Origin of the sequence: Halalkalibacterium halodurans (genome assembly GCF_004376175.1) — a bacterium.
Classification (GTDB): Bacteria; Bacillota; Bacilli; order Bacillales; family Bacillaceae_D; genus Halalkalibacterium; species Halalkalibacterium halodurans.
Genome location: NZ_SNUY01000014.1, coordinates 1 through 22122, shown reverse-complemented (window position 1 = coordinate 22122; position 22122 = coordinate 1). Strand labels below are relative to the sequence as shown.

Annotated in this window: 9 protein-coding genes and 3 pseudogenes; 2 read left to right on the top strand and 10 right to left on the bottom strand. The window is 39.5% G+C overall.

Annotated features, from left to right (window positions below; genetic code table 11):
- Positions 1-23: 23 nt before the first annotated feature.
- Genes E2L07_RS06660 through E2L07_RS06645 form a run of 4 tightly spaced genes read right to left on the bottom strand, consistent with a single transcriptional unit; the run spans position 24 to position 15064 of the window.
- The gene (locus tag E2L07_RS06660; RefSeq protein ID WP_166740036.1) at positions 24-3197 is read right to left on the bottom strand and encodes a non-ribosomal peptide synthetase; all 3174 of its coding nucleotides are present in this window, start codon (positions 3195-3197) and stop codon (positions 24-26) included.
- Between the two features lie 11 nt (positions 3198-3208).
- Positions 3209-4237 (bottom strand): TauD/TfdA family dioxygenase, encoded by a 1029-nt coding sequence (locus E2L07_RS06655; protein ID WP_134229190.1) that lies wholly within the window; start codon positions 4235-4237, stop codon positions 3209-3211.
- A 43-nt stretch (positions 4238-4280) separates the two neighbouring features.
- The gene (locus E2L07_RS06650) at positions 4281-10355 is read right to left on the bottom strand and encodes a non-ribosomal peptide synthetase (protein WP_276399882.1); all 6075 of its coding nucleotides are present in this window, start codon (positions 10353-10355) and stop codon (positions 4281-4283) included.
- Positions 10356-10402: 47 nt separating this feature from the next.
- A complete protein-coding gene (locus E2L07_RS06645; RefSeq protein WP_134229188.1) occupies positions 10403-15064 on the bottom strand; it encodes a non-ribosomal peptide synthetase in 4662 nt (1553 codons plus the stop codon).
- 643 nt (positions 15065-15707) lie between these two features.
- Between E2L07_RS06645 and E2L07_RS06640 the strand changes: the two are divergent.
- Together E2L07_RS06640 and E2L07_RS06635 are read left to right on the top strand one after the other, a co-directional pair.
- A pseudogene (locus E2L07_RS06640) lies at positions 15708-16987 on the top strand (IS4 family transposase).
- Between the two features lie 362 nt (positions 16988-17349).
- A pseudogene (locus tag E2L07_RS06635) lies at positions 17350-17738 on the top strand (transposase); the annotation flags it as partial.
- On the opposite strand, the gene E2L07_RS06630 reads toward E2L07_RS06635, so the two are convergent.
- The 6 genes and pseudogenes from E2L07_RS06630 to E2L07_RS21020 all read right to left on the bottom strand — a co-directional run.
- Positions 17668-18537, bottom strand: a complete 870-nt coding sequence (locus E2L07_RS06630) for a TetR/AcrR family transcriptional regulator (RefSeq protein WP_134229187.1) — start codon at positions 18535-18537, stop codon at positions 17668-17670. The pseudogene E2L07_RS06635 and the gene E2L07_RS06630 overlap by 71 nt on opposite strands.
- An 18-nt stretch (positions 18538-18555) precedes the next feature.
- Entirely contained in the window at positions 18556-19005 is a 450-nt protein-coding gene (locus tag E2L07_RS06625) for a YwnF family protein (protein ID WP_134229186.1), read from the bottom strand.
- Between the two features lie 33 nt (positions 19006-19038).
- Complete coding sequence (locus E2L07_RS06620) at positions 19039-19794, bottom strand: GTP pyrophosphokinase (protein ID WP_134229185.1); 756 nt, start codon at positions 19792-19794, stop codon at positions 19039-19041.
- Between the two features lie 369 nt (positions 19795-20163).
- Positions 20164-21183 (bottom strand): annotated as a pseudogene (locus E2L07_RS06615) (hydantoinase/oxoprolinase family protein); the annotation flags it as partial.
- Positions 21125-21436 (bottom strand): S-methyl thiohydantoin desulfurase domain-containing protein, encoded by a 312-nt coding sequence (locus E2L07_RS06610; protein ID WP_134229184.1) that lies wholly within the window; start codon positions 21434-21436, stop codon positions 21125-21127. The pseudogene E2L07_RS06615 and the gene E2L07_RS06610, both read right to left, overlap by 59 nt.
- Positions 21437-21658: 222 nt before the next feature.
- The coding region (locus E2L07_RS21020; protein WP_478292531.1) for an AAA-type ATPase lid domain-containing protein at positions 21659-22122 on the bottom strand (464 nt) is incomplete at its 5' end.

Here is a 22122-nt window from a genome sequence, read left to right as displayed (position 1 = left end):
TACATTCACCTACTTATATCACCTTATTTTATTGCCAAAGCCTTAGCTTTAAGATATGCAGCTGATATCTCTTCAATATGGTGTTTTTGGGAAAGAGTCATCTCTATCTCTTCACATAATCGTTCAACCGTCTCCGTCTCGAATATTAGACTGATCGGGATATCTACCCTATAAATCCTTCTCAATCTTGAAATCAATTGGGTAGCATTTAGAGAATGACCTCCCAGTTCAAAGAAATTATCTCTCATCCCTACTCTCTCAACTTTCAGCACCTCTCTCCATATTTCTGATACTGCTTGTTCTGTCTTGTTACGCGGCGCTATATACTCCTTTCTTGATGCTTCACGATAGATGCTTTGTAACGTTCGGTGATCCGTTTTTCCACTATTATTTAGTGGCATCATATCCACTCTGACAAATGAATGAGGAATCATATATTGAGGTAATCGTTTTTGCCCGTATGTTCTCAATTCTTCCTGTGTCAGTGCTGTACCCTGTTGCACATAAAACGCTACGAGGGTCTTTTCTTCTTCAATAGGTAACACAACTACGCTTTCTAAAAGTGGATGTTGTGCATACGTGTATTCGATCTCTCTCGCATCTACACGCTTACCATTGATCTTCATTTGTGAATCCCGCCGCCCTATAAACTCTATTTGTCTATTCGGGCGAATACGAACAAGATCACCTGTCTTATACAGTCGCATACCTGGCACATCTGAGTATGGATGCGGGATGAACTGAGTTGCCGTAAGCTTCGCCTTGTTGATATAACCTCTAGCAATACCTGTTCCACCAATATACAGTTCACCAATTTCATCGACTGCAACTTGTTCTAGCTTTTCATTTAAGACAGCCACTTCTATGTTGGCGATTGGTTGGCCGATGGTAATGAGGTAAGGATGCGTTAACCTTGCAAATGTTGCATTTGATGTTGCTTCAGTCGGTCCATAAAGATTTACGATGTCTACTTCAGGTAGCATGTCCTTCGTTCTCTGAATAAATGAAACTGAAACTTGTTCCCCTCCTACAAGTAACGTTCTTAGTTGACGACGCAGATTCCTTAACAAGTCTTCTTTTTGCTGGATTTCTTGTAGAACCACTTCCCATAAGGACGGTACACAGTTAAGTGCGTTCATATTCGTATTGATTAACTTTGCTACTAGCTTATTTGTATCTAGTACTTCCTCTTCTGTGAAAATCGTGATTTTATTCCCTAACGTTAGGGGGCAAAACACTTGCTTTAGAAAAGCATCAAAGCCGAACTCAGAGATAAACGGCATGTTCAAATCCTCCGAAAATTGGCGTTTAAACCATAATATGTAATTCAAAAGCCCACCGTGTTCGATTCCCACCCCTTTAGGTAAGCCAGTAGATCCTGACGTGTACATCATATAAGCAAGTTGATTAGATTCAATATTGTTTAATGGCAGCTCTTGTCCCGTTTCATACTGATTGATCTTCTCTTCATCATGCTCTATATCTATCAGTGGTACCCCTGGAGAAAATGCTGGATCCATTGATTCTCGATTTTGTACAACTATCAACTTAGCCCCACTATCTTGAAGGACATATTGAATTCTTTCCACTGGCCACTTAGGATCAATAGGTACAAAGCTAGCTCCTGACTTGAGTATTGCTAGCATACTTATGATTGCATTCACACTTCTCGGTAGGCACATCGCAATACGCTCTTCAGGCATAATATTAAAAGATTTAATAAACTGGGCCATTTGATTCGATTTTTCATCAATATCCTTGTACGATAATGTAAGTGAGCCTTCCTCAATTGCCACTTTATGAGCATGAAGAGTTATACTCTCTTTAAGGTGTTGCAAAATGTTTTTTGTATGACTTAGGATGTCCTCCGAAGGGTATGTAGCACTTGAAGTGCTCGTACTTGATAGAATCTCCTTCTCTTCTTCTTTCGATTGATACTTTAGCTCAGAAAATGGTCTGTTCCAATCGTCTAGACACTCCTCTAAGAAGTGTAGAAAATGCCTAATGACCGTTTGAATATCTTCTGCTTTATATATGGCATCATCATATTGAATACCGATGTTCATAACTGACTCGCTATCTAAAATGCTGAGCTTTAACTTATACGTATCCTCCCCCGAGTATATTTCTTCAGAAAAGCAGCTCAAGTTCCCATGCTCATAGTTTACACCTTTCACGTACTGGATCTGATATGGTAGAATCCTCTTCTCTTTTAGAGTTGAAGTTGGATCCAAGTACTCAACAGCATCTGCCAACTGTACGAAACGGTCTTGGATGATCGCAACATACTCCTTAAACGTTGCTTTCTCCTCTATTTCTGGTGTAATAAGCTTCATTAATTTTGCGTACGGACCCATTCCATTCTTTAATTCTTCATAATTTCTTCTTCCATCTATTGTTATTCCTAGATTGACATCACCATTTACCAGTTTTGATAAGTACATGCTCCAACTGGTGAGTAAAAGTGTAAGCAAAGGAACATTCCATTCATGCGCTAACGCTTGCATTTTTGAGTAAATGTCGACGGAAACCTGGATAGAAGCACGATTTTTACCGCTAGGCCATTCCAAGTCTTGCGCTTCATAAGGTAACGCCTTCTGTTGAACGTTTTGCTTATTATCCTCAATTGTTTTCTCCGTTTCAAATAGCTCTTCTTGCCAATCTGAATAGTCTACATACTGAACAATATCATCTTCTGAACGTGATTCTTGCTTACTATATAAATGTATTGTTTCCTGCAAGACGCTTTGTAAGGTTGTAGCATCAGCGTTCAAAGCAGAGCAGCACAATACAATTTTATGCGTTTCTTCACTTTGTTTGATCACCTCTACGTAAACAGGACTGCCATTCTCTATATCAAGAATTTGATTGATTGTTTCATCTGTATACGTACTTAATATCTCCTTCGCATTCCTTTCCTGCTGTACTTCCTCAATACTCCGACTTGAAAGACGTACGTCCGTTTCATCATGAATCCTTTGTACGGGATAGTGCATCCCTTCAATTTTATTAAAGCTTGTACGAAGTATTTCGTGGCGATTTAGTACTTGCTTCATGCTTTCTCGTAATTTAAACAAGTCTAACTCCCCAGACAGTTGAAAAGATGCGAGATGATACAATGGCTTATCTATCTTATTCTGTAATTCCCATACTTTTTTTTGTTGAGGTGATAATGGGTATCCTTCCATCGTACTCATGTTCATCCCCCTTATTTAATCTGTGACCATTTCATCGGTTCAGTCATTCCAACGAGCACTTTTCGCTTACCCTTATAAGATGTCCTCCCATGGGCAACTAGCATATTGTCTAATACGATAAGATCACCCTTTTCCCAAGGGAATACGATCATTTCCTCGTTATATACTCTTCTAATCTCTTCTAAAACTTCTGCTTCGATTGCAGTTCCATCTCCATAAAATGTGTTTTTAGGCACATTCATCTCTCCATACTCTCTCAAAAGCTCCTGTCTTACGTCTTCGTTTAAAGTTGTGATATTAAATGCGGTAATCTGATTAAACCAGACATATTCTTTTGTTAGTGGATGTTGGGATACAGCAGGTCTAATTTGCTTGATTCTTAAGTGTTCATCTGATTCCCATTCACATTGCATCTCACTTTTCTCACAAATCTCCTCTACTTGATCTTTGTCTTCGGTTTGGAATACATCTTGCCATTTCTGACCTACTCCTAGACCGAAGTTCCTCACATACATCACTTGCTTTTCTTCAAACTTTTTACGTACACGCTTATCCATTTTTTCGTAGACTTTCCTGCTATCTAAGATAGGTGTTTCACCACCTTCTTGTGCAGGTATCTGACAGTTAAAGAAGATCTTCATTGGCCATTGATCACTGTAGGCACTTTCATTATGCAGCTCGATCCAATGCTCTGCTGAATAGTCAGTTGATGTATAAATCTGTTTATTCACATTACTTCTTGGCGTCGCACTATCTTTGTATTCTAGTAGATTCCCAGAGTACTGATGAATAAAATCGTAGAAACGATCGACCTCATCTATATTAAAACCTCTAAACAATATCCCACCGTGCTTAGCTAAATCTTTTTCGAGAGCTGTTCTATTTTTTCCCACCCACTCAAGGATATTTACATCTGCTGACATTGGTTTAATAACAAGTGGAAGCTGCTGCTCTTCATTAAGTAATTGCTTTTGTACTAATTCTTGTCCAATTTTTACTTGCCTTCTTTTTCTATTTTTAATATTTAGTGATTTATTCAACACACTTCACCTCTCGATTTGTTATAATGAAATATCAATCCCTTTACCTTTTTTTCCTTCTTGTGACGTTTAACAGCCTGCTTCGATTTTTCTCTCTCTGCTTCGACCTGATCACTCCACTTCTGGACTGGAAAAGCTTATCTAGCTCCTTACTTATGTCAGTCAAAGTTGACTCTATCCTGTTCTCAAAGTTGTTCAGGATATGTTCGAGTATAAATAGGTAGTGCTCTACATCGCCTTTATCAATTTTGTACGTATCAAAGTTCACATCTAATGACATGGTTTCATTTGTTACCACTGACAAGGTCAGTGGATAATTCGTTTGTTCAAGAGCGGTGATATCTGAGACTTCTACCCCTTCGATGATCTGTTGTGTACCCTCAGTAGACATGACGTTAGGGAAATTTGCATAGATCACACACGTGTCAAACAACTCCCCTCTTGTTTGGATTCCGCTCCATTTCTTGATGTCTACAAGTGGGGTGTGTTCATACTCCTTTACCTTCATTTGTAGTGCATGAGCATTTTGTAGTAGGTTGTTAAGTGTTTGGTCCGCTTCAATTTTTACACGTATTGGTAACGTGTTAATAAACATACCAACCATATCCTCTATACCTTTAATGGATGCAGGTCTTCCTGAGTATACAGAGCCGAATATAAGATCTTCCTTTTTGCTAGCATAATGAAGTAGGATGCTCCAAGCTGTTTGAATTAAACTATACAAAGTAACTCTCTTTTTAGTCGCTAATTGTTTGAGACGACGAAAACTTGCACTAGACAATTGTAATGTCATTTCTTCATGTGTTTGCCCTGATATCTCCTCTATCCTCCTCCCACCAACAGGATCAACCTGCTTGATCGGTAAGTATGTGGTATGTTGATATCCGTCTAGCATCGTTTTCCAAAAGGTTTCTGCTGTTGAGTGGTCCTGCTTTAAATACCAGTCTATAAATACTCTAAAAGGTGGTGACTCTAATTTTGGTAATGGTTCTTGGTGTAACAATTTCGTATAAACCTCACACACCTGACTCAAAACGGTTGGCATTGACCAGCCGTCTAAGAGCATGTGATGATAGTTCCATATAAAGAAGAACTCATTTGACTCTAGCTTTACGAATGTAAAGCAAACAAGTTTATCCTTGGAAATATCGACAGTGCTTTCCCTAAGTTTTTTACACAATTTCCCCAATTCATCCTGTACTTTAAAATCTGAACTGAATCGACGATCTGTCCAATCGAGAATATCAACGTGAACACTAGCTTTAGCCTTGACGATCTGTACTGGCTTTTCAAAGCCTTCCCATCTAAAAATCGTTCTTAATATCGGATGTTGGTTCATCACATATTCCCAAGATTGCATAAACCGCTCTATGAATGCCTCTCCTTTTATCTTAAATGCCATTTGCTGAACGTATACACCCGTGCCAGGCTGTAATAATGAATGGAAAAGCATGCCTTCTTGGATCGGGGACAACGAATATAAGTCTTCTATATTTCCCTCTAATTCATTGACGATTTTCCAGTCCTCCAGTGATAGTACTGCTGTAGGAAAATCCTTTGGAAGATGCTTGTATCCCTTTAACTGTTGGCCAATACTCACACATTCTTTTATCACTTGGTTAAATTCATTTGTCAGATTTATCATTGTAGACTTCTGATGAACGTTCTTACTGAACATCCAATCAAGTTTTAACTGGCCGTCGAAGATCCCCCCTTCTATATCTAGCAAATATGTTCTTTTAGCTTCAGCATGTCTGAGAGGCTCAATACTTTCAGATGACATCATAAATGGAGCATCTGTGTGTAGTTCCGTATGAATATGCCCTAAGTAGTTAAAGCTGACATCGGCTGGCCTCTCATTCAATATTGATCCACTCATATACTTGAGTAGACCGTAACCGATTCCATTCATAGGAATTGAGCGCAGTTCTTGGACGGCCCTTTGTACTTTCTGAAGCACGGAGTACTGTTGATCAAAATTGACCGTAACTGGAAAGAGCGTTGTAAACCAGCCCACCGTTTTGCTCAAATTTATGGTAGGGTCAATATTTTCTCTTCCATGTCCTTCGATGTCTATTTTGATTTGACGTGTGTCTGACCATTGCTGCAGAGAGATCATGAGTGCTGCTATTAATATTTCATGCGCTTTTGCTCCTAAGGTGGTATGCAGCGTTCTCGTCAGCGATTCAGTCTCTTCTCTAGTAAAGGTCAACGTTATTTTGTCTAGAGAACCTTCTGTGTTGTTTGAATCGTTTCTAAAATCGACTGGGAGCTTGTATTCAATGCTCGCTTTCTTCTCCCAGTATTCTTGCTCATCATGTGAAATATGTTGCTGAGCGTATGTACTGAGTGTGTAAGACCAATCCTTAAAGCTCGATGTCCTCTCAGGAATATCTAGTTGTTTGGACTGCAAAGCTTGTCTATATAGTCGTAGTAAATCCTCAAGTAGGATACGCCATGAAACGCTATCAACGACCAAGTGGTGGATTGTTATAAACAGCCTACATAGCGAAGTGTTTGTGTGTTCTAAGTAAAGCACTTTCATTATTGGACCATTTTCAATATTTAAGCTCGTTTGTACTCGCAATATTTCTTCTTTAACCTGAATCTGTCTGGTTGTGCTGTTATCGTTTAGTTTTATGACATCTATTGCATACGTCTTTCCACGGTCTGTCACTTGTTGAATCCATTGTCCATCCTTTTGGTGATAACGATATTTTAAAGCTTCATGATGATCTACTACTGCTTCTAATGCTTCAGTTAACGCATGAGTGTTTATACGCTCTTTTACCTGCAATAGGACTGATTGATTCCAGTGATGATGCTGATCAAACTGCTGTTCAAAAAACCATGATTGTATTGGTGTAAGTGGAATATTCTCCCCAGATTTACCCCGATCGCTCCCAACCACGTGTTTTTGTATCGTTGTGGCAGCTACTTCTGGATAAGCCCCCGTTAAGACTGATGATGCTAACTCTTCTATCGTCTGATACTCAAATACATCCTTTGTACTCACTCGGATTCCAATTTCCTGTGCTTTCGCTACAATTTGTAAAGCTAGAATTGAGTCGCCACCTAGATCAAAAAAATTATCTTTAATGCTAACTTGCTGTACCTGTAGAACACTCTTCCAAATGTTCACCAACGCTTTTTCCGTTTCCGTTTTTGGTGCAGCGTTTTCATCGTTCTCTTTATACTCTTCATCTTGAAGATGAACAAGTGGTAGCGATTTTCTATCCACTTTTCCATTCGTATTTAATGGCAAGCGGTCCAAAAACATGATTTGTTTTGGTAGCATATATTCTGGGAGCTTATCTTTTAACTTCCTTTTTATCCTTTGCCTGTCCATATCGCCAGCAACAACCACGTATGCTACTAATGTTTTTGAACGAGTATCTTGATCATGTACAATGACCGCTACGTCTTCAACTTCACGAATTGTAAGCAGCGCTTTTTCTATTTCTCCTATTTCTATTCGATAACCACGTATTTTTACCTGATCGTCATTTCGCCCTATATATTCTAGGTCTCCGTGTTCATTAAGGCGAACAATGTCGCCTGTCCTGTACATTAAGGCTCCTTCTTCTGTACTGAAAGGGTCGGGAATAAATCGTTGGGCAGTCAGTCTCGGTTTATTAACATAACCACGTGCGATGATATTGCCTCCTATGCATAGCTCGCCCTTTTCCCCTGACGGTACTGGTCTACCATACGTGTCAAGAATATATAACTTTCTACCGCTCATAGGTATACCAATTGGAATCGTACTGATCTCATCTAACAGATTACTCGGTTGGACTAAATAGAATGTGCTCGTTGTTACAGTTTCTGTTGGGCCGTAAAAGTTAAACAATTGTGTCTTTCCTTGATTGAGTCGATTCCATAGCTGAACATGTTTATATGAAAGCTTATCCCCCCCGATCGCTAAAAAACGTAACGCTGGAAGGCTCAAGCACTGAGTTGTGATCATAAGGCTATTCACTACCTCATAAAAGTACGCCGTCGGTAAATTCGCGACCGTAATTGCGTATTCTTCTAGCGTGTGAACAAAGTGTTGTGCATCCCAAACATCCTCCCCCCGAACGAAGACCTCTCCACCACTGAAAAGTGTTGGAAAAACCTGCTCAATGGATGGATCGAAGGTCATTGCACTAAATTGCAAAACAACGTCATCTTCACTCAATTGAAACTGCTGTTGAAAAGCAGTATAATGCAAAGCTGCTGCCTCGTGTGTAACAGCTACTCCCTTAGGTAGCCCAGTAGAACCTGAGGTGTACATAATGTACGCCAATTGATCGGCTACAACTGGTGGCCTGTCTATTGCCTCTAAGTGTTGAGTCTTTGATGAATGGTGGATATTGATCAGATCTAGCACTTGATCTTTGTATTTTTCTGTGAACGGTTCCTCGGTGATCATTGTGCGAATATTTGCATCCTGAATCACATACTCCAAACGTTCTGGAGGTAAGTTTACATCAAGAGGGACGTAGACACCGCCTGCTTTAAGAATGCCTAGCATGGAAACGATTGATTCCAGTGACCTATTCAATAGTACGGCTACTCGCTCTTCAAACTTCAGCCCCTTAGAGAGTAAAAGGGAGGCAATATGTTCTGCTTTACAATTTAACTGTTCATAGGATAAGAGATCAGACTCTGTTCTAAGCGCTATTTTGTCAGGCCTACGTGCTGCTTGATGCTCAAACCGTTGGTGTAGCACATTCGATACCTGAGGAGCACTTTCTGTTACTCCGATACATTCTGTTGTTTCAGACTGCATTATGCTCTTGTCTCTATCTTCAGGCGACAGCAGACTGATTGAATCTACTGTACGTGTTATATCCAGAATGATCTCCTGAACAATATTCTCAACTTGTTCCAGAATCTTGTTTGTTTGCTCTGAGGTCATCACTTCCGAATCATAATGTAAGCGCAGAATGACCTGATTGTCATACGGTATAATCGCTAAGCTTAAAGGAAAGTTCGACTTTTCCTCTATACTGAAATTGTTAATCCTGAATCCTAAAGCCTCATTTGAAAACATACTCTGATCTAAAGGATAATTCTCAAAGACTACAATACTATCAAACAAAGATTGGTTGCCCTGTAAATTACATACTTTATGAATGTCTTTTAAGGGGGTAAAAGCATAGGAACTGATTTCTAACTGTTCTTGTTGCACTTGCTTAATGAGTGTAAGTATCCTATCATTCGCTTTCACCTTTGCCCTTAGCGGTAGTGTATTAATAAAAGGACCTACAATGTTCTCAGCCCCTTTTAAATCATGGGGTCTTCCAGAAACGACGTTTCCAATAACGATATCCTCTATATTATATTTACCATTAATCAGCAGAATCCAAGCTGTCTGTAGCAAGGAAAATATTGTAATCTCATGTTCATGCGTGAGATTTACCAATTGTTCTTTTACTGTTTCTGAAAGCCAGAGATCCTGGTACCCGTCTTGCTGTGTTTTTCTTTTACTAAATGAATCCCCTGCACTAAAAGGACAGATATTCTCAAACCCTTCCAGCTTATTAAGCCAGAATTGCTTAGCCCCATCCATATCCTGGTTGTTGAGCCACGAAATATAGCTCTCATACTGTTCAGGGGCAGGAATGAATACAGGATTTTTTTGTACATACCCCTCATAAAGCTTCAAAATATCTTGCATCACTCGTCCCATGGACCACCCATCAAGCAGTAAATGATGAAAAGTCCAAATAAAGTGATACTCATTATCGCCTATTCTTAGCAGATGTAGTTTCATTAAAGGACCTTTCGATAAATCAAAACCTTCTCTTTTTAACTTTCCCGCAATTTCTTCTATTATTGACTCTATATTTTTCCCTTCATCTATCGAATGGTGCCGTATATCAATATAGTTGACCCGTATATCTATCTGCTTATGAACAACCTGTAATATTCGATCGCTCTCTTTCCAGTGAAAAGTGGTGCGTAACGCAGAGTGCATTTGAATCGTTTCCTGCCAAGCTTTTTCAAACATTGCTTGTTCTACTTTACCGATCATTTGAAAGCTTAGTTGTTCTACATATAAACCTGATTCAGGTTGATGTAATGTGTGAAATAGCATCCCTTCTTGTATCGGTGAGCAGGTGTATATGTTTTCTATGTTCCGAATATCTATGTATATCCCCCCATGCTTTTCATTTAGTGATTTTTCAAATGAGATAAGAACTTTTCTAACTCTTTTTGGCCAATATTAGCATTAGGAAAGTCCCCAGAGACGTAACCGATTTCTTCTGATGATTTACATAAAGTAATTAAAGACTTTAGGTGTTCAATCGTCTCTTCCGCTAGGCGCTGGATTCGGGAATCTGGGACAAGGTCCTTACTATAGCCGATTCTTAGTACAAAATTTCCTGCAGAAATGTACGGTTCAAAGTCAAGAAAATAAGGGCGTTTTTCATTTGGATCACGAACAGATTCACTAAGGTATCCAGAAAATGTGAAGTAACGAGAATGAAAGAATGTATGGTCTATCTGACCTAAAAAGTTATAACTAAACCGAGCCCTCGGCATTTCAGACTGTGATTCATCACAAGCACCCTTCGCTTGCAGATACCTCAACATGCCGTAGCCAAGCCCTGAATGTGGAACTTCACGCATCTTATTCTTCACATGTTTTAACAAATCTCCATTCGGTTGGACAATCTGCTGTAAGTCAAGATAAATCGGGTAGATATTAGTGAACCATCCAACTGTTTTTGATACATCTATTGCCTCTTCATTAAATGGCACTCTACCGTGATGTTCTATATCTATGACGATGCCATCCCGTTGTGTATAAGCCTTTAAAGAAAGCACTATTGCAGCTAGTACAACTTCGTTCAGCTGTGTCCCAAAGTACTTAGGAACCTCCTGTAATAGGTCTTCTGTTTCAGCTGTACCTAGAGGCATTTCCATTTTCACTGTACTTCCTTCTGATCCTGTAATTGTTTCTGATCCTCCGTATACTGCTACAGCGTCGTTCACTCTATTCCAATAACTACTCTCACTCAGTACTAGTGGAAGCGATTCTATTAAATGGGTTGACCAGCGTTTGTATGATGCTGTTTTATGCTGTATATCTATTTTTTCTTTTTCTATCATTTTATTTAGTATTCTCTCAAAATCTGTCATAATGATCTGCCACGAAACAATATCCACGAGCAAGTGATGAATAATGATGATGAAATCGTTGTTTAGACTGTCTTTATCATTTTCGAGCAATGCAGCAAGCACTGTTGGCCCTTCTTGCAAATCAAGCGCCTGTTGTAAACTACCTATGCTGGTAGCAACATCCTGCGTACTGTTCATCGCATTTGGATGAGTATGATTTGTCTTGATATTAATGATTTGGACTGATTTATGATCTGGCATGTACTTCTGAATCCATTCGCCTTCCTTATACATAAAGCGCATGTGAAGCGCTTCATGCTGCCCGATGACAGCCTCCATAGCTTCCTTAATCATTACAAACGGTAGTGTCTTATCTATTTTTAGATGTATTGCTTGATTCCAATGGTTAGGGTAGTTAAATTTTTGTTCAAAAAACCATTGTTGAATAGGAGTAAGCGGAACGTCTCCATTTATATCTAATGATTCTTCATACACAGTCTGACTATTGTTTAATACTTGTTGTGCAATCCTAGCAATCGTCCTGCTTTCAAAAATATCCTTAGGTTTAAGTGTTAAACCTTCTTCACTAGCTTTTGATGCAATCTGGATGGCTATGATAGAATCTCCACCCATTTCAAAAAAGTTATCGTTAACCCCTATTTGTTCGATCCGTAGCACTTGTTTAAAAATGTCCACCAGTTTTCTTTCCACTTCATTTCTAGGGAGTACGGTGTCTGTTTCTATTCTATCTATCTCCCACTCTCTGAGCCGTTTCCGATCTATCTTACCGTTCTGTGATAATGGGTACTCCTCAACGCTTACAAAGTAGTGCGGGATCAGATAATGAGGCAGATGCTTTGAGCCGTACTCTTTTAACTGCTCCTGTGATAAATGGTCAGAGCATTTAATAAAGGCAACTATCTGTGCACCTTGGTCTTTTTTGTTGATGACTACAGCCTTCTGTATGACTGGATGTCTTTCATATGTTGCTTCTATCTCACCTAATTCAATTCTAAAACCGTTTACTTTAATTTGATTATCTTTTCTACCGATAAACTGAATCGTTCCATCATGGTTATATTTGGCTAAGTCACCTGTCCGATAAAGTCTTTCACCATCTCCGTATGGATTAGGGATAAAGCGCTCAGCAGTCATTCTCGGCTGATTGATATATCCTCTTGTTACTCCTGATCCAGCAATAAATAGTTCGCCAACAACTCCTTTAGGTACCAGATTCAAAGCATCATCAAAAATATATAGCTTGCAATGCTTCGCTGGCTTGCCGATCGGGACTATCGGATAAGTTATATCATTTAAACGATGTACACTTCCCCAAACGGTCCCTTCTGTTGGACCATACTCGTTATAGATCTTCAGATTGGGGTATTTGTCCTGTTGATACGCTTGCAACTTGCTTGGGAACTGCTCTCCTGCAACAATGATCGTTTCCAAGCTCCTTATTTTCTCTGGATGTGCTCTGCTCAATAACACATGTGCTAAAGATGGGACACTCAGAAAATGTGTTGCTTTATGGTTTGATATTTCTTTTATTAATTCGTTGATATCTAGCAAATCTCTGATTTCCGGTATTATGATTGTCCCCCCAATACTCAGTGTCCAAAATATTCCGACTAATGAGCTATCGAAGGAAATAGAGGATAGCAGTATGAATCGGCATGGTCTATCTTCTTCATATGCGAATCTTCTTGCGTATGTGGACGCATATAAGTTCCCATGGCTTACCATAACCCCCTTCGGTTTACCTGTAGACCCTGATGTATAGATCATGTACGCCAGCTGGTTCGACTGAATTCCAACTTTTCTTTGTGGTGCTGCTTGATCTATTAGCAGGTCTTGAAGAAAAACTTTCCTTGCCCCTACATCGTTTAGTGCTGAAACACTTTGATCCGTAATGATCAATGAAATGTCACTATCGTTGATCATATAATCTATCCGTCCAGCAGGATAGGCAGGGTCTAATGGTACATATACCGCTCCCGCTTTTAATATCCCTACTATACCGATCATCAGATCTGCACTCGTATTCATACAGAGGCCTACGCGATCCTCAGACTCGATGCCTAGTAAATGTAAGTTATTAGCCAATATTTCTGCCTGTTGCAAAATTTCAGTATACGTAATAGAGTCTTGTCCCCTTACCACAGCAATAGCATTCGGCTTTACTAGAGCAACCTCTTCGATTAGCTGCAGAATGGTATTACTTTCGCTAGGCCTGATTAGCTCTGAATGATTGTATTGATGAAGTTGTTCAACAACATCAGATTCATTTAAGAACTGGTAATCTGTTATTCGTCTGTGCTGATCACTAGTGATGGCCGATAATAGATTGACATAATGAGAGCAAATCCTTTGCATGATATGGGCATCGTATTTTTCTGGATCATAGAGTAGCCTAAAATACATCTCTTTGCCGTGCTCAACCACCTCAAGTTCTACTTCAAACTGAGCGACACGTCTCTTTAAAGGGTACACCTCGATTTGAAGTGGCCCTACGTTCCCTTTTGCCCCTTCTATCCCTAGAAAGACTAGACTTAACCCGCTTTCTTTTAACTCATTTAAGTTCTGAAAGCTGAAGATAACATTCGTATTCCCCTGTGCGTAACCCTCATTACCTGTAAAAAATGAGTTGGATATGTCTTGGTATTTGAATACTTCTTTTACTCTATTTGATATTTGGGCGAGCATATCATGAAATGTTACTTCCTGATGAAACCGGCCATGAATATGTAATGTATTTACGTAATAACCTACACTGTCAAAACATCGAGCGTCTCCCCTTCTCGAAAAAGGCGTAGATACCCAGATGTTCTCTTGACCAGTGTACCGGTATAGCAACGTATGTAAGCTGGCCAATAATACATTATAAACAGTCGTTTTATTGTCTTTAGCAAGCTTATATAACCTTGTACACAGATCCTCCTCAATTCTAGAAAAGATGGGCTCCCCTTTATAGGAATGACCCGTATTTTTTAATGAAGGGAGATTTACTGGTTGTAGTCCTCCCCCTTCACGTATTCTTTCAGACCAATACTTCCTAATAGGATTATCAGCCTTCCCCTGCTCCTTTAATCTCTGCTTATCCTCACGTACAAACTGCCTGTATGTATCATGAACCACTGTACGAATTGGGGAAGCTGCCGATACTAGCCTGCTATACATTTCACCTAGCTCTTGAAGCAGAATCGTAATGGACCAGCCATCAATTGCTAAATGATGAACATTAAAAAGAAGAATCTGCTCATCAGCATGGTTTTTATATACGCGAATCTTTAATAATGGGTCCTTCTCAATGTCGAAAGATGCATGTGCTTCCCCTGATAACCTTTTATCAAATTCCACCCTACTCAGATGGGATAAATCCTCATATCTAAAGTTCACCTTATGATTTTCATGGATATACTGGTATGGAGAACCTTTCACAGTCATGTAATTTGTTCTAAGTGTTTCATATTTATCTACTAGGTATTGAAATGCTTTTTCTAACATGTCTATTCTTACATGATGTGGGAGCTTCCATGCTGAAAACATATTTAAATGATTCTGATTTTCTGAAATATAGTGAGAGCACCAAAGCGTCTCCTGTCCAGACGATAACGGATACAATCGGTTTGCCGATTGTTCGTTCGATTGGAAATACTGCTGTAGGATTTCTCTCTTTTTTCTCACTTCTTCGGTATACTGACCTGTCATAGGTACTCCCCCCGATCTCAATTTACGTATCCTTTTACCTAGTCACTCTTCCTAAACAATATTGTTTAGGAAGAGTCTTTATATGATTAGCAATACGCTTAGCCAATTCTTCTAGCGTTTGGTACTCATACAGTTCAACCAGGTCTAATTAGATATCATACTTCTGGAGAGACGTAACGACCTGAATCGCGTTAATGTCCCAATTCTTTTCGGTATGAAAGAGAAAACATGATCATCACAAGCAACCGAAAGTTTGGGCGGTGGACCAAGTTATTTCATCAATTTAAAGCGCAAACGTTTGCTCAAAAATCCATAAAAACCCCTTTCTTTATTTTCAGCTAGAAAATGGTTGAAATCACGAATTTTAGAGTGTAAACTTTTTAGTGTAAACGATTTCTATTCTGTATTATAATAGCACAGAAGATTTGTGTCAATATTTTGTTTTTTTAAATTTTTTTGGGTTTTATAGTTAATTAACTTAACTTTCGTACCTTCAAAGTCATCTGTTTTAGATCGATCAAAGCTTTAAGTCCGATCCGATAGGTTGCTTGACAAGTTGCTTTTAAACAGAAAAAGCCACCTGATTCTTTGTTATAGTGGAATTGACTAGAAACCATTACCACAAAGAAGAGGTGCCTTCTCTATGATAAGAGAAAAACACTCAAATGAGCAACTACCAAATGAACATTCTCTAAATTACAAGTGTCGAAACACCTATGTCACGCAGGTATTCGAAAAAGCTTTGGGTTTTCATGCACCTATTTGTTTCGGCTTGTTTTTTGTCTGATTTTCCATCAAAAAAATTGGTTTGCCCTTGTCACATCGAAAAAGAATGATTGTTCGCCAAGCAAAGATACCGTCTATCTCTTTTTAAATCATTCCAAGTTTGCTTGGAGGAAATTTCTTTTACACTTTAGTACAGCTACCATACAAAAAGTCAGCATTCTTACATCAATAGACCGCTCAAAAGTGCTTCATTTATTGACGACCCTACGTTTGATCGTAATCGGCAGTAAAAAATGTTGAATTACTTGCCCGTTGTTTTGATCATGCTTCTTTGAACATGCGATTTTATAAAGGGTTTCGAATGCTTACATTAGGCTGGTCAGATGGGCATACTTTCATGCCGATTGACTTCTTTTTACTAAGCTCAAAAACGTCTTCCATTAACGGAATCAATGAAGAAGTTGATAAGCGATGTTCGGGTTATAAACGCCGTACAGAAGCGCTACAGTCTGCACCTGATCAAATTCCAGCGATGATTGAACGAGCGTTGTCCAAGGGCTTGATGTGATTGGGATGGTGAAGAATGCCAAGCAGCGCTACAACGTGAATGGACAAATGCTTTCCTTAAAACAACTCTATCAATCTGCCGCTCCACTTCAAGGAAAGAAAGGGCTTCTTCGTTCAATCACGACGACGATGGCCAATGGCGTACCCGTTAAAGTCGTGTTCGTGCAAAACCGTAATAAGAAGAGTGAATGGCTTGCCATTTTAAGCACAGATTGCACACTATCTAAACAAGAAATGGTCCGTATTTACGGCATTCGTTAGGATATTGAAGTGCTCTTTAAAACGACAAAGTCCCTTCTTCGCTTATAAAAAGAGTTTCAAGGCCGCTCGTATGACTTACTTATCAGCCATACAACGATCGTCTTTACTACATACATTGTTCTCTCGTGGTAAAATCGTTGCCACACAGATGAACGGACATTAGGTGGTTTATTTTATGACCTGTGTGACGAAGTAAATGAACTTGATTGGGCTGTCGCATTACAGCAATTAATCGATCTTCTTCAAGATGTCTTGAAAAAGACGAACAAACAAACACAACAATTACTTAAAAATCAACTATCACAATGGATTGCAGGTTTAACTCGTTACATCAGGGCTTACCTGCCTAATTTGGTCTGCGAAATTTGAGTAATTATTCATCCAATGATTAAATTAATCGAAAGAGCAAACGTTTGCATTGAATTTCGTGGAACCTCCTTCTTAATTTTTATCTGAAAGACGGCTAAAATGATGAATACCCGAGTGTAAACGCTTTCTATTGTGTATTATAATAACACAGAATATTTATGTCAATATTTTGTTTTTCTTTTAAATTTTAGGTTTAATTTTATAAAATTAAGTTAGCCTCTTATACTAATTACAGAAGTTAAAAATCCTATTAATTAGATCGTAGAATCGTAAAGTAATGAAGAATCCAACTTTCTCCATAAATAATTAACACACACTGATAGAGCATTTTAGCTGCCTACTTAAAGGGGCATGACCAAATCTACTTTAACCCGGTGTATGAGGAACTCAAAGTGAAGCAACATCAAAACTGAAAAGCGAAGAAGGCCAACACTCTACCAAAAAAGAAAAACGGATGTGGAGAGCGCACTTGGTCATGTCAAACAAAACCTCGTCTTCCGCAGGCTGCATCTTCGCGGGAAGGAAAATGCGTACATAGAGCTTGGGCTTGTGGCCCTTGCCCATAAACCTTAAGGAAACGAGCGGCAGCGGATCATCGATCGAAGGACAAAAATCGGGTGAACCGCATAAACGGTTCACCCGATTTTATTGTTCAAGGTGCTTCTGGGACAACCCCTTGACTACTTTAATGCCATTTGTCGCTTTAATTCTTTTACGAACGATTCAAGTTCTTTTATTCCCACTAAGTTAGAAAGCATTCCTTTGATGACGGGATAACGAGGATGATCATTCTCCAACTCTTCTTCAATCACGTGGATCGACAAAAGCGCGTCATCGCTATTTGGGGTGGTCGATAGCGTTTGCTTCATTCCGTGAATCAACTGGACAATCTGATCCTCATCCTCTTTTACGAAAGCACGAACCTTTTTGGACATTCGGTGCATTTGAATTTCAGACATCATCGGTTTTTCTTCATTTGCACATAGACCTTGATATAGATCATCAACTCTATTCAAGAGAAATGCGACTAAATCATCACTTGAGAATGTCTGTTCATTGACAATGAGAATTTTTATATATGATCGTAACATGCCATCTAGCATGATTGCTAAATCATGAAGATACGGCTTTGCCTCATGCCCGTAAATCGCTTGAAGCCCATGCAAATAAAAGGCATGAAGTTCATAGTGCTTTGTGATTAAAAATTTTCGTACTTTTTCAGGGATCCTCACACTTTGTTGTAACAGTTGATCATCGACAAACTCCTTGTGGTTTGAAATATGGTCTAATAGATAAGAAAGCTGCTGGCAAAAAACCTCCCTCGGATCTTTCCCCAACTGTTGGAACGACATCAGCTCTGACTGAACGGCTTGAAAGTACATTCGTAACGCTGCTAGAAGGATTTCCTCCTTTGATGAAAAATAAGAATATAGTGAGCCTTTCGCCATTCCACATGCTGAAGCAATCTCTTGAATTGAAGTTGCGACAAAGCCTTTTTCAATAAAGAGCCTCATCGCTTGTTCGATAATCAATCGTTCTTTCTCTCGCATGTTTCTCCCTCTCTCTCGTTAGTCATCAACCTCATCCAACCGCTTTATCCGCTCCTCCTGCTCAAGAAACTGCTGAAAAACCCAAAATACTTGCCTCGGATCTTCTTTAATATCATGAAGATACCGCTCCTTTGCTTGGTCTGGAACATAAGAGCTTGTGGCAATCCGGTCTTTAATATAGGCAATACTGGAGTCGATAAATTCTTTGTTTTTATGCATCGACTCTTTAAAAAGGGCCAATCCGAATGCGCCCATTAAACAGAAAATGGCAATCGCAATCGTAAAGTCCTGTATAGGCAACTCTCCATTAAACAAAAAGAGGAATAAATTGAATAGCGCAAACGAAAGAAGCGGGATGGAGATGAAGCTATAAATCGTGCTTTTACGAATAATCGGTGCAAGCTGAAGCTGCATTCGCTCAAATTCTTTTTTCACATGAAGTGTCATTTTGTCTTGCTTTCGCAACATAAGTATTCCTCCTCAGCAAAAAAATTTGAAGGATTAATCACGCAATGAAGACGGGGGCATCAAATTAACTAAAATCGATTCATTCGGAAGACTAAAGGTTTCATTATCAATGATTAATTCGTAGCGCTCATCCTCATCGGTTTGCCGATCCTTCCAGGCACTCATTTCATGCTGAATCTTCTCCATTTTTTGATCTAAGAGCGCAGCTGATTCTGCTGCATCCTTCAATTCTTTTAACAAATGCTCAGGCACATTTTTGTTGTATTTGTAGTAAATTTTATGTTCTAAGCTTGCCCAGAAATCCATGGCGATCGTTCGGATTTGTACTTCTACATAGACATCCTGCACCCGGTCTGACATGAAAATCGGAATCGACAAAATTAAATGGAGACTGCGGTACCCATTTGGTTTCGGGTTTTTAATGTAATCTTTTGTTTCAACGACCGTAATATCATGTTGCTGCATTAATTGTTCACTGAGCGCATAAATATCCGATTCAAAAGAACATGTAATGCGAATCCCTGCAATATCACGAACATTTTCCCGAATGGACTCCAGAGTAAAGTCGTTGCCTCTCCGCTGAATCTTATTAACAATACTCTCCGGTGATTTGACCCTTGATGACACATGCTCAATCGGATTGTAATCATGAATGTATTGAAATTCCTGCTTTAGGATATCTATCTTTGTGTTAAGCTCTTGTAAAGCAAATTTATAAGACATCATAAAACGTGTAAGTTCTGTTTTCAGTATTTTTAATTGTTTCACATTTAGTTCATATTTAGTCATAAGCCTTTTCCTCCTCAAGGGCGATCATCCGAACAATGGTTCAATAATCTTTGACCAATGGGTCATACACGATTATTTTAATCGATTGTTGTCGAAAAATCACCCATAATGAGATACCCTACATGGCATTTTTGTGACAGAATTCACAAAAATAACGGTATACAGCTAGCCCTATTTCAAGTTTGACTAGCCGTTGATTACTCTAACTGCCAAAATAGGATATAGCCTTGATAGCACGTCATTTTTTAAGTGTAAAAAAGACCTGGCTCATGTAAAAATTTGCGCCTAGGTCTTTTCAGCTCCTTTATTCAATTTAGCAAGGGTTAAAATGTAACGAAAAAGCCAGAGCGGCAGATGTAAGCAAACGTCTTACAGAATGACGTTTCCCTTTTCGTACTGCTCAGCTGATGCACTCCCTAATGGTCCTGCTGCTTTCACCCTTATTCGCGTGGCGTTTCCCGGCAAATAAGCGAGTGGAACATCTTCCACGTCAACAATCGTCAAATCACTAGGATCTGCCCCTGCTTTTATCGCTTCTTCCCTTGCTAAGTCCTTCGCATACGCAAGTGTTTGCTCACGCCCGCGCTCATCAAGGGAAAACACTCGTTCAATTTGTCCACTTACTTGAGCAATGGCCGCACCAATAGCATTCGCAACACCTAAATGCTCAGGCTTCATCACTTCGGAGGCACCTCGTAATTGATCAGGCAATAAAATACTGCCACCACCGACTAAAATGACTGGAGCATCCCCACTACTCGTTTTCATTTGATCGACCGCCATTTCAACCATCTCGACCATTCGGTCATAGATTCGTCTAAGCAGCTCTTTGTCTAAGTGTGCCACTTTTGAACGGTCACCGATATTGGCTCTGCCAAGGGCGACGACCACATCTGTTGTCGTCAATGTGTCACCGCCAAACACGAGCCCTTTTTCTGGGAGCCGATAGCCCACGCTTTCTGGACCAATGGTAAAAGTCCCGTCCGTTTCATTCACTCTGATGATCGTCCCTCCACCTAAACCGATCGACACTAAATCCGGCATACGAAAATTTGTCCGGGCTCCGCCAATTTCTACAGCGAGGGATGATTCACGTGGAAAGGATTGAGCGAGCACACCAATATCGGTCGTTGTCCCCCCGACATCAACGACGATCGCATTCTCTTTTCCTGTTAAAAAAGAAGCGCCTCGCAAGCTGTTCGTCGGTCCGCAAGCAATCGTTAAAATCGGGTATTTCTTCGCGTATTCAACAGACATTAACGTTCCATCGTTTTCACCAAAGAAAACGTTGGCCTCAATTCCTTCTTCCTTTAAAGCTGCGACAAAGCCTTCAGCGGTTGCCTGCGCCACATTGACGACAGAGGCGTTTAAAATGGTTGCATTCTCCCTGAAAAACCATTTGCCCCTCATCGCCTCTAGGAAGTTGTTCTTCATAAAGGATAGGAGAACCGGCGAAGCAAACTGTAGCGACAACCTGTTCTGTAAGGTCTTCATATTGCAAGACGTTAATTTGATCGTCTTCCTTCGTGATCGATTCTAGAAGCCTTTGGGTAGTCTTTGTATCTCCACCACCTCCACATCCGAGTAGCTTAGCTCCTCTCGAAATATAAGCAATATCTTTTCTCGATATGAACCAACTCATTTCTACGCCCCTTCTATCAAAAATATTTGCAAGTTTCGTGCCAACTTTGCTAATTTTTATAAATATTCCTAAGCCAAGGGAATTTATCGCTCGATCTTTTTCGAATAAAACACTTAAATCTTACAAATTTGTATAAAGATTGTGAGAATCCGACTTTTAAAAACACCGAATATTGTCGATGAACTGTTGATTTTATCGATTTTTCTCAATAATTCTCAATATTTATCTAATTTTCAGTTTTTTCAACCTGCGGTAAAGTGTTGGGAGGCTAATGCCCATCTCCTTCGCAATTCGTTTTTTTCCTTCCGTATGCCGACCATAAACATCCAGCAGGTGAAGAACTTGTTGTTTAAACGACTCCTCACCGTGAGGGGCTACGTTTATTTGCAGCTGAGAAGTAGCTTTCCCTTCCTTTATTTTCAAATAGGCTGGTAAACTATCGGCCGTGATAAGGTCTCCCGTTTCCAAATAAATCACGTGTTCTACCATATTGACAATTTCACGTACATTTCCCGGCCAAGGATATCGAAAAATTAAGTCATACGCATCCTTCGAAAAATGTATGAGTAAAATGTTTGTGGGAGAAGAAAAAACCTCCTCATCCAAGTAATGGAAATTTCCGTTACTTGGATGAGGAGGCCACCAAGCGAAAGCGCGGTAGGGTTTAAGCAAAATACATGAAAAAA